The organism is Pelatocladus sp. BLCC-F211 (assembly GCF_041928655.1).
Lineage (GTDB): Bacteria > Cyanobacteriota > Cyanobacteriia > Cyanobacteriales > Nostocaceae > Pelatocladus.
In genome coordinates this window covers 75,302-84,246 of sequence record NZ_JBHFLM010000159.1, presented here as the reverse complement: position 1 = coordinate 84,246, position 8,945 = coordinate 75,302, and the positions used below count along the sequence as shown (strand labels likewise).

Annotated in this window: 8 protein-coding genes and 1 tRNA gene; 8 read left to right on the top strand and 1 reads right to left on the bottom strand. The window is 39.5% G+C overall.

What is annotated here, in order from left to right:
• Positions 1–159 precede the first annotated feature (159 nt).
• Positions 160–231, bottom strand: a tRNA-Gln gene (locus tag ACE1AT_RS20090).
• Between the two features lie 643 nt (positions 232–874).
• Here ACE1AT_RS20090 and ACE1AT_RS20085 point away from each other — a divergent pair.
• The 8 genes from ACE1AT_RS20085 to ACE1AT_RS20050 all read left to right on the top strand — a co-directional run bounded on the left by ACE1AT_RS20085 (position 875) and on the right by ACE1AT_RS20050 (position 8,927).
• Positions 875–1,201: a hypothetical protein gene (locus ACE1AT_RS20085; protein ID WP_374871495.1), complete on the top strand. Its 327-nt coding sequence runs from the start codon at positions 875–877 to the stop codon at positions 1,199–1,201.
• An 803-nt stretch (positions 1,202–2,004) separates the two neighbouring features.
• Positions 2,005–2,319: a PqqD family peptide modification chaperone gene (locus tag ACE1AT_RS20080; RefSeq protein ID WP_374871493.1), complete on the top strand. Its 315-nt coding sequence runs from the start codon at positions 2,005–2,007 to the stop codon at positions 2,317–2,319.
• Positions 2,303–2,743, top strand: coding sequence for a lasso peptide biosynthesis B2 protein (locus ACE1AT_RS20075; protein WP_374871491.1), 441 nt, complete (start codon positions 2,303–2,305; stop codon positions 2,741–2,743). The genes ACE1AT_RS20080 and ACE1AT_RS20075 overlap by 17 nt, the downstream gene beginning before the upstream one ends.
• The gene (locus tag ACE1AT_RS20070; RefSeq protein ID WP_374871489.1) at positions 2,740–4,767 is read left to right on the top strand and encodes a lasso peptide isopeptide bond-forming cyclase; all 2,028 of its coding nucleotides are present in this window, start codon (positions 2,740–2,742) and stop codon (positions 4,765–4,767) included. The genes ACE1AT_RS20075 and ACE1AT_RS20070 overlap by 4 nt, the downstream gene beginning before the upstream one ends.
• A 126-nt stretch (positions 4,768–4,893) precedes the next feature.
• Positions 4,894–5,106 carry a lasso peptide gene (locus ACE1AT_RS20065; RefSeq protein ID WP_374871487.1) on the top strand — a complete coding sequence of 71 codons (213 nt, stop codon included), beginning with the start codon at positions 4,894–4,896 and terminating at the stop codon, positions 5,104–5,106.
• A gap of 462 nt (positions 5,107–5,568) precedes the next feature.
• On the top strand, positions 5,569–5,775 hold the full coding sequence (locus ACE1AT_RS20060) for a lasso peptide (protein ID WP_374871485.1): 207 nt from the start codon (positions 5,569–5,571) through the stop codon (positions 5,773–5,775).
• 360 nt (positions 5,776–6,135) lie between these two features.
• A complete protein-coding gene (locus ACE1AT_RS20055; RefSeq protein ID WP_374871483.1) occupies positions 6,136–7,068 on the top strand; it encodes a hypothetical protein in 933 nt (310 codons plus the stop codon).
• A complete protein-coding gene (locus ACE1AT_RS20050) occupies positions 7,065–8,927 on the top strand; it encodes an ABC transporter ATP-binding protein (protein ID WP_374871481.1) in 1,863 nt (620 codons plus the stop codon). The genes ACE1AT_RS20055 and ACE1AT_RS20050 overlap by 4 nt, the downstream gene beginning before the upstream one ends.
• Positions 8,928–8,945: the final 18 nt, after the last annotated feature.

The following is an 8,945-nucleotide window of genomic DNA, read 5'->3' as shown; positions in this document are numbered from 1 at the left end:
GTTGGGTTACTCTGCGATCAGCCGCGCAGGGCGCGTCTACGTTCCTCAAACGCCAGGTGCTACAACTCTTGGGACCCCCGCAACGCACTGGCTCCCCAACCTACGCTAGTTTTAGTTTTTAGCCTTAACTGAACCGTATTGCTTTATCTGTTAGATGAACTGGGGCGCTAGGATTCGAACCTAGGGATGGCGGGACCAAAACCCGCTGCCTTACCACTTGGCTACGCCCCATCGCGTTTTCGCTGTTTAACAATATAGCAGTTTTAGCCATGGTTGTGTCAAGTGGTTTCATCCAAAATTTTTGAGGAGTGGGAATTGGGTATTGGGGATTCTCAAGCGCGGAGACGCACTCACGTTCCCAGAGAAAACGGAAGGGAGACAAAACATTAAAAATACCTACGGTAGACGCGTAGCGACTTCACAGAAGTAGTCGCTACGCGTCTATGCGTCTACAAAATAAAAAATCTTTATTGAATACGTGAATGCGTGACTTGTTACGTCATCAACCACTAATAACAAACATTAGAGCAATGCTTGATTTGTGCCTGTGGGATTACAGTTGACATTCTTGAAATCTGGCTGCAATCTAAATGTGTGCATCCAGCAATTTTGGCTAGTTCCAGTGTCATTTACAAGGGGAAAACTAGAAGTATCAAGTTAAAATCAAATGTTCTTGATTATCTGTAGCTTGAGACTAGTTGTTCATCAAATTGTGCCTAGTTTGTAGTCAGCGCTTTAGCACTGATTTGAGTGATAAATCGCTCACTACGAACCTTCCAAACTTAGTTTGGCAAAGTACTAGTTGTCAGTTGAATGTTTACTCTGTGAACAAGATTAAAATTGTATATAAATTTTATTTATAAATCACATAGTTATGCCTTTTAGTCGGTCAGGGATGAACCTCAGTGTTATTTATGACTTCGTCATGCAATTGATCTTCACTACACCGACGTTCCAAAAGCATAAAATACATGACTTTCGAGGATTTATTTGTGGGCGGGACTATGTATTTGAGCCTATAGATGGTTTAAAAAAAGGTTATATGACAGCCCAGTGTAAAGGCGTCAAGCGTGGCGACTGGATTATTTTAGAAAATGATAGTCGCTTTTATCGATATCAAGTTGAGGAAATTGATTACTACTCAGAACCATCAGATATGTGGATAGCTTTACTGAGTCAAGCTGTGGTTGATAATTTTTAATTTTACAAGTAGTCGCTTGTAAATTATGAGTCAATACGGTTCAGTTAAGAAGAAATGTAGGTTGGGTTGAGTGCAAGCGAAACCCAACCAAGCCTTGATAATGTTGGGTTACTCTGCGAGAAGCCGCGCAGGGCGCGTCTACGTTCCTCAACCCAACCTACGCTAGTTTTAGTTTTTAGCCTTAACTGAACCGTATTGAATTATGAGTAGCATTACCCTTAAAATTTAATTTTGTCATGCCTCCGTTTCTATTCTCAAAAAAGCCAGGAATAGCGAAGACTTCTAGAAATTTACTTTTTTTTTGATTTAGTGAAACTTTACTCAAGATTAACGTGATTGTGTTTTTTTGATGAATTTTAAGTATATAGCGGCTATGATGTATATTATGGTATGAGAAAATACGTAAGCATCTTCCGCATTCAGGGTTGTTAATTTACCAGATATCTACCACTGCAAAATTTGATAACGCAGTTTTACGGTAAAGTCTCACAATTTTATACCAGGGTTAAGAGTAAAAGTAAAACTTGGTTCATAGTTTAAAGGTAAAAAAATACTTTAAAACCAAAAAAACAGTTACCCATAACTGTATCTTTGTTTTTGCGATGGATACCAATGGTAGATAGATGTGTGTGTTTGGAGCCGATACATAGAATTAGAGTTCAGACTATGGTTACTTGTGTAAAATTTTGAGCAATTTCTGCTTTTTTTACGCAAATATGCTGTTTTCTTGAGCTTGAAAATATAGTGACGTTTTAACAAACACAATTGCATTCACAAAAACAGCCAAAGGAAAATGAGAGAAGATGAACTCCAAAGCAGTAAAGCGAAAAATTTCAGAAAATTCAATCATTGTGGCATCTGTTGAGCAAATTTCCTCTGATCTGGGAGGTGAAGTTGTGATTCTCAATCTGAAATCTGGTATGTATCACGGTTTGAATGAGGTAGGATCACGGATTTGGAATTTGATTCAAACACCCACAACGGTGAAGGATATTAAAGCGGCGATTGTGGCAGAGTACGAAGTCGAAGCCAAACAGTGCGATCGCGATTTGCTTGCATTGCTTGAAGACCTTCTAGCTGCGGAACTAATAAATATTCAAAATGAGGCTACTGTTTAAATTTTTGAGGTTTGATGCAGGCGATCGCCACTTATTAATCATGACTTTAATTTTACTAGCGGCTATGCGCCTGGGGCTGTGGTTACTGCCGTTTCGCACTCTCTTAAAAGTGTTAGCAAAAATCAGTCAACCAGTCCATCCCCAAGCTACAAACCAAATATCCATCGGCAAAATTGTCTGGGCCGTAAACGTAGCTAGTCGTTACATGCTTGGTGTCAAGTGTTTAGCTCGTGCTTTGACTACGCAAGTTCTGATGAATCAATACAATCACCCTTGTCAACTGCGTATTGGTGTCGCCAAAGACGAGTCAGGAACTCTAGAAGCTCATGCTTGGATAGAACATCAAGGAAAGATTGTAATAGGTAATCTTAGTGACCTTTCTCGCTTCATTCCCTTGCCAACGCTAGAAGGAGTCAAGTTATGAGCGGGATAATGGGCATTTACTATCTTGATGACCGTTCTGTAGAGAAGCAAGACCTAGAAAAGATGGTAAATACTCTATCTCATCGTGGCCCTGATGGTGCAGATATATGGCATGATGTGAATCTGGGTTTTGGCCATAGAATGTTGTGGACTACTCCCGAATCCTTACTAGAAAAGTTACCTCTAGTGAATCAAGCTGGTGATTTAGTCATTACAGCCGACGCCCGGATTGATAATCGTGAAGAATTATCATCTATATTACAAATCAATAATTGCCCCCTCGACAAAATTACCGACACTCAGCTGATATTGGCTGCTTATCAAAAATGGGGAGAGCTATGTTCAGAGTATCTGCTTGGTGACTTCGCTTTTGCTATTTGGGATAAAAAAAAGCAAACACTTTTCTGCGCTAGAGACCATTTTGGGGTTAAGCCTTTTTATTATTACTATCAATCAAGTCAAGAGTTTATATTTGCCTCAGAAATCAAAGCACTCCTATGCTTGCCACAAGTACCACGCCGTCTCAATGAGATTAGGATTGCTGACTACTTGGCATTGATGATGGAAGACCAAACTATCACCACTTATAAAGATATACTGCGACTTCCTCCTGCTCATAGTATGGTGGTCAGTCAATCAGGAATACAACAATGGTCTTACTGGTCACTTGACCCTGAGCGTGAAATTCATTTAGCTGATAACGAAGCTTACGCCAAAGAATTTCGGCAAATATTCACACAAGCAGTAGAGTGTCGCTTACGTAGCGCCTTTCCAATCATCAGCCAACTGAGTGGTGGCTTGGATTCTTCTGCTGTTACCTGTGTAGCGCGGAATCTACTTGCTGAAGCCGGAAAAACCCCACTAAACACCATTTCAACTATTTTTGACAAAATTACTGAATGTGATGAGCGTCCTTTTATCAATGCTGTACTAGAACAGGGAGGATTTATTCCTCACTATGTTCATGGTGATGAGTTTGGCCCTTTGTCCGACCTAGATAGTATTTTTCAGTACGAAGACGAAGCTTTATTGGGTCCGAGTCACTTCTATCCTTGGATGGTTTATCGGACAGCCAAAGAACTGGGAATGCGGATTTCCCTGGATGGTTTTGATGGTGATACTACGGTTAGTCACGGTATAGCTAGACTCACCGAATTAGGACGTCAAGCTAAGTGGAGAACTCTGATCCAGGAGGCTAAGGCTATTGCGGTACATCATAATGTTTCGCCGTACACAGTATTTCGGGGTCATGGATTACCATATCTCCAGGATTTGGTAAAGAAGTGGCAATGGATAGAGTTTGTTAAAACCGTACAGTTGATTCATAAGCATTTTGGTGTTTCCCGGAAATTGTTGATTATCAATTATGGAATTAAACCTTTCTGGGAACAAATACGACTATTTTGGAGGAAACAAAACAGACAAAAAACATTTGTTGATTCGTCTTTGCCTGAGACTCCTTTAATTAAGCGTAACTTTGCTCAACGAATTCGTTTGGATGAACGGATTCAAACGTTAGACCCTCTACGCAAAGCGCCCCTGACCTTAAGAGAGGAGCATTGGCGTAGCTTAACTCAAGGAATACTAGCCTACACCCTAGAACAGATGGATCAATATGCAGCTATGTTTTCTCTGGAAGTTCGTCATCCTTTCATGGATAAGCGACTCATAGAATTCTGTGTAGCATTGCCTTCTGAACAAAAACTATATCAAGGATGGGGGCGGATGATTATGCGTCGTGCTTTAGACGGTATTCTGCCGGAGACAATACAGTGGCGTGGTGGAAAAGCAGACTTGTCACCAAACTTTAACAATGGCTTACTCAACCGCGATCGCCAAATTCTCGATCAGGTGATGTCCCAAAAAATCAAACACCTGGAAAAATACATTAACTTAGATTTTCTGCAAACAGCCTATCAACGTATACTCTCGGCAGACAATCAAGCCAGCAATGATGATTGGATGACAGTTTGGCAGGCAGTCATCTTGGCATCATGGCTGGACTTTAAAGGATTGGCACCCTAATTTTCACAACTTGGCAAATGTGGATTTACAGACACTTTTAACATTATAGTCACCGTAAATCCAATTAGCCGGTTGCATCACCACAAGTTTGAAGAGAATAGGCTAAACAAAAAAGGAGTTACAGCGATGAAGAAAACCTATGTTGCACCAATGCTAATTGCACACGGGAATGTAGAAACAATCACTAACTTTTCTGGCAAACAGACACGGAAGGATTTCGTATTCTTCAATGGTGATAACAATGCTGGTCTTTCTGGACCAGTAAATATTAATGGTAGCCTGGGTTCGGAGGACTTTTTTGCGGCTCCATGTAAGGAAAATCCAAGTAGATGTCAATAATAGTCACTGCATACTTGATAGCAAACTAGATCCATCAGACTGGATAAATGAGTGTCACTGACTTAAGAGCCTAGAAGGAAATTTTCGATGTAAATTACTTGAGCTTGAACTTGTAGCCTTACACTTACTTGGCAAGCATGAACATCTGTTACTTTTAGGGGCTTAAGTAAGTAACGCAAGCCTACATGCTGACAATATTTGCTGTGAGTCTTCTTAGGTTTGCAATTTAGATGAGCAGCATGTAGGCTTTTCCAATCTCAAATCTTGGCAGGTTGTAGCTTAGGAAGTTTGGTATAAATCATTAACTATGAAAATACCGTAAATTCAAGTTTCCGACAGACTTTGGTTACAGATACCCCAGTATCTATAACCACTAAGCTACGCTGTAAGTCCAATCGAGGTGTTCTACCTTCAACAACTACTACATACATCAAATTTACACTCAAAATCAGGAGATATATCATGAAAAGTGCATACAGCACTCCCACCCTCACTGTTCATGGTGATGTTGCCGAAATTACGCAAATTCTTGGTAGTAAGGACAGGGTAGATTTTCTGTTTTTCACTGGCGGTAATAGTTCCGTATCTGGTAATAATGACATCGGTTCAAGAGATGTATTCTGCAATGGTAATAGTCTTGAGAATCTGGGGAATTGCACATCTAAATAGTTCTACCACAGCAGAATATTGAAATTCAAGCAGTAGAAATTATTTGGACAGATGCAAACACAAAGAACATCAAGTTTGTTTTTTTGTTAAGCAATTAAGCTAAACTAATGTAGAAAAAAACAAATTTGATATTGCAGCTAATAGATAGTCTACTAAGAGTAAAATTTTTCCTGTTGTTAGGGAAAAATTACAATTTAGTAGGTTGGTTGAGGTTACTAAGCTCAATAAATTTTGATTGGGTTTGAATACCGTTAAATCCAACCTACTTTTACTTATTATCTAGGCTTGTCATTGCATAGATACATGTGCTTGGTTAATAGTATTAAATATTTTTTAGATTGCATTTGATAAAACCATAATATGAAATTATTTAAAGCCTACAACTTGTGTATTGCTTCTGAATTATCACTTCCCGAACTGATTGAAATTGAGGGTGAACCAGATGTAATTGTGCGGTTTGGCAAAGTAGATCATGCAAATACAGTACAACATGATGGAGGCAAAAATTTTGTTGGAGAAATACCAGAAGTATGTAGGTGCTTGATTCAAGGCGGACAGGAAATCGTTATCAATCCTTTACCGAATGTGGATGAGGCTCTACTTCGCACTGTACTTTTAGGTCCTATATTGTGTGTACTTCTGCGACAAAGGGGTTTGTTAGTTCTACATGCTAGTTGTATTAGCATCAATCACAAATGTGTGGCATTTATGGGTGGTTCCGGTTGGGGAAAATCGACCTTAGCTACTGCTTTTCACAACCAAGGCTACGATGTTTTAACCGATGATGTTATGCCCATGCAAATAGCAGCAGAACAAGTGTTGGTATTACCTGCCTATCCTCAATTTAAAGTGTTTCCAGAAGCTTTGAGTTCCTTGGGACACGATACCAAAAACTTATCACCAATTTATCAAAATGCATCAAAATTATCATACAAATTTACTCATGGTTTTCAGCAAACTCCGCTACCGCTACAACGGATTTACGTGTTAGATAAGGGAAGTGAACATCTAATTAGCAAAATGCAACCTCAAGAAGCGTTTTTAGAATTGATACGTCATACTCGTGCTATTAGTGTACTAACAGAAAAAGAGTTTGTTGCTAGCCATTTACGTCTTTGTGGCGAGTTAATTAAAAGTGTGAGTTTCTGTCGTTTTGCTCGCAAACCTTCTTTAGAAGATTTACCAAATTTAGTGAAGTTAGTTGAGGATGATATTACCCGAATAACAGCAGATAATGACATTAGTAATACTCTGAAAACTTCCTCTGATTATTCATTAGCTACCAAATCTTGAATTCACAGGGTCTTGATAACTTGAAGAGCAAATTTCGTAGTGCAAATATTATACTAAATCATTTAAGTAAAACTCTAAGTCTTGTCTGGACGGCTTCTGGCTACTGGACTGTAGCTTGGATGATAATGTTATTAGTGCAAGGATTACTTCCAGCTATTTCCATTACTTTCACTCGTCAGGTAGTTGATAATCTAGTAGTAGTTGCCGGAAATGGTATTTCTGGGGCAAGTGTTCAGAAGATTTTGATTCCAGTGGCATTTATGGCGGGTATCATGCTGTTGGGAGAGTTTTTAAATAGTTCTGGAGAATGGATTCGCACTGCTCAATCAGAATTGGTAAATGACCATATCACGGCTTTGATTCATGAACAGTCAGTGGCTGTAGATTATGGTTTTTATGAATACTCAGAATATAATGACAAACTTAATCGGGCCAGAGAGGGAGCAACTGGGCGATCGCTAGCATTGTTAGAAAGCATTGGGAGTTTGTTGCAAAATAGTGTCACATTGTTGGCGATGGCAACAATCTTAATTCCTTACGGTATTTGGCTACCTACAATATTAATTATCAGTGCTTTTCCTGCGTTTTACGTATTAATGTATCTCAGCAAAATTCAATATCAATGGTCACAAAGGACAACAACTGACCGTCGCTGGCTGATGTATTATGATTATCTACTCACAAACAGTTCTACAGCCGCAGAAGTAAGATTATTTGATTTTGCTAATTATTTCCAATCTTCTTACCAAATTCTACGTCAACGACTTGTCAAAGAACAATTTCATTTATTAAAACTGCAAACTATAGGTCGCTTTGTTGCTGCCATCATTGCACTGATCATTACTGGTGGGGCGTTAGCTTGGATGGGACGGCAAGTATTACTCGGCATTCTAACTTTAGGAGATTTAGCTCTATTTTTCCAAGTATTTAATCAGGGACAAGGTATTGTTAAAGAGTTATTGAGCAATATCGGAAAAATATATCGTAATAGCTTATTTATCGGTAATTTATTCGAGTTTTTACAGATCCAGCCGACCATTGTAGATCCTGAAAATCCAGTTTCTATACCTAGAAAACCTCAAAAAGAAATTCGATTTCGACAGGTTACTTTCCGCTACCCTGGCACTACAGAAGCTGTGTTAGAGAATTTTAACCTGACGATTCCTGCTGGCAAAATTGTGGCGATCGTTGGTGATAACGGTGCAGGCAAAAGTACACTAATTAAGCTTTTGTGCCGTTTTTATGATCCTGAATCAGGAAAGATTGAATTAGACGGTATCAATTTGCGTGACTTCGCTGTCAAAGAATTTCGTAGATTAATTACTGTTTTGTTCCAATCTCCTATTCCTTACTACACCACAGCAGGTGAAAATATTGCTCTGGGAGATATCACAGAATTATCAAATCAGACAGAAATTGAATCCGCAGCCCAAGCATCCGGTATTCATGATAAGATTATGCGCTTACGCTTGGGTTACAACACGATGCTGGGTAAGTTGTTTCCTGATGGAACCGATTTAAGCGGGGGTCAGTGGCAACGTCTGGCGCTAGCACGGGCATTTTTCAGACGCGCTCAAATCATTATATTAGATGAACCCACAAGTGCTATGGACCCCTGGGCTGAATACGACTGGTTAGAACGTTTCCGTACCTTAGCAGAAGGTCGTACTGCTGTTGTGATTACTCACCGTTTTACTCTGGCGATGCAGGCAGATATTATTCACGTGATGCGTGCTGGTCGGATTGTGGAGTCAGGGAATCATGAGCAACTATTGACTTTAGGCGGACTTTATGCTCAGTCTTGGCACACACAAATGGAGTCCAGTTCGAGTCAGAAAGTTGAAAACAGGATTGCTTAACAAACTGAAAATCATAGA

Coding starts and splice junctions, on each gene's coding strand:
- ACE1AT_RS20085 (WP_374871495.1), top strand. CDS start 875: ATGCCTTTTAGTCGGTCAGGGATGAACCTCAGTGTTATTTATGACTTC.
- ACE1AT_RS20080 (WP_374871493.1), top strand. CDS start 2,005: ATGAACTCCAAAGCAGTAAAGCGAAAAATTTCAGAAAATTCAATCATT.
- ACE1AT_RS20075 (WP_374871491.1), top strand. CDS start 2,303: ATGAGGCTACTGTTTAAATTTTTGAGGTTTGATGCAGGCGATCGCCAC.
- ACE1AT_RS20070 (WP_374871489.1), top strand. CDS start 2,740: ATGAGCGGGATAATGGGCATTTACTATCTTGATGACCGTTCTGTAGAG.
- ACE1AT_RS20065 (WP_374871487.1), top strand. CDS start 4,894: ATGAAGAAAACCTATGTTGCACCAATGCTAATTGCACACGGGAATGTA.
- ACE1AT_RS20060 (WP_374871485.1), top strand. CDS start 5,569: ATGAAAAGTGCATACAGCACTCCCACCCTCACTGTTCATGGTGATGTT.
- ACE1AT_RS20055 (WP_374871483.1), top strand. CDS start 6,136: ATGAAATTATTTAAAGCCTACAACTTGTGTATTGCTTCTGAATTATCA.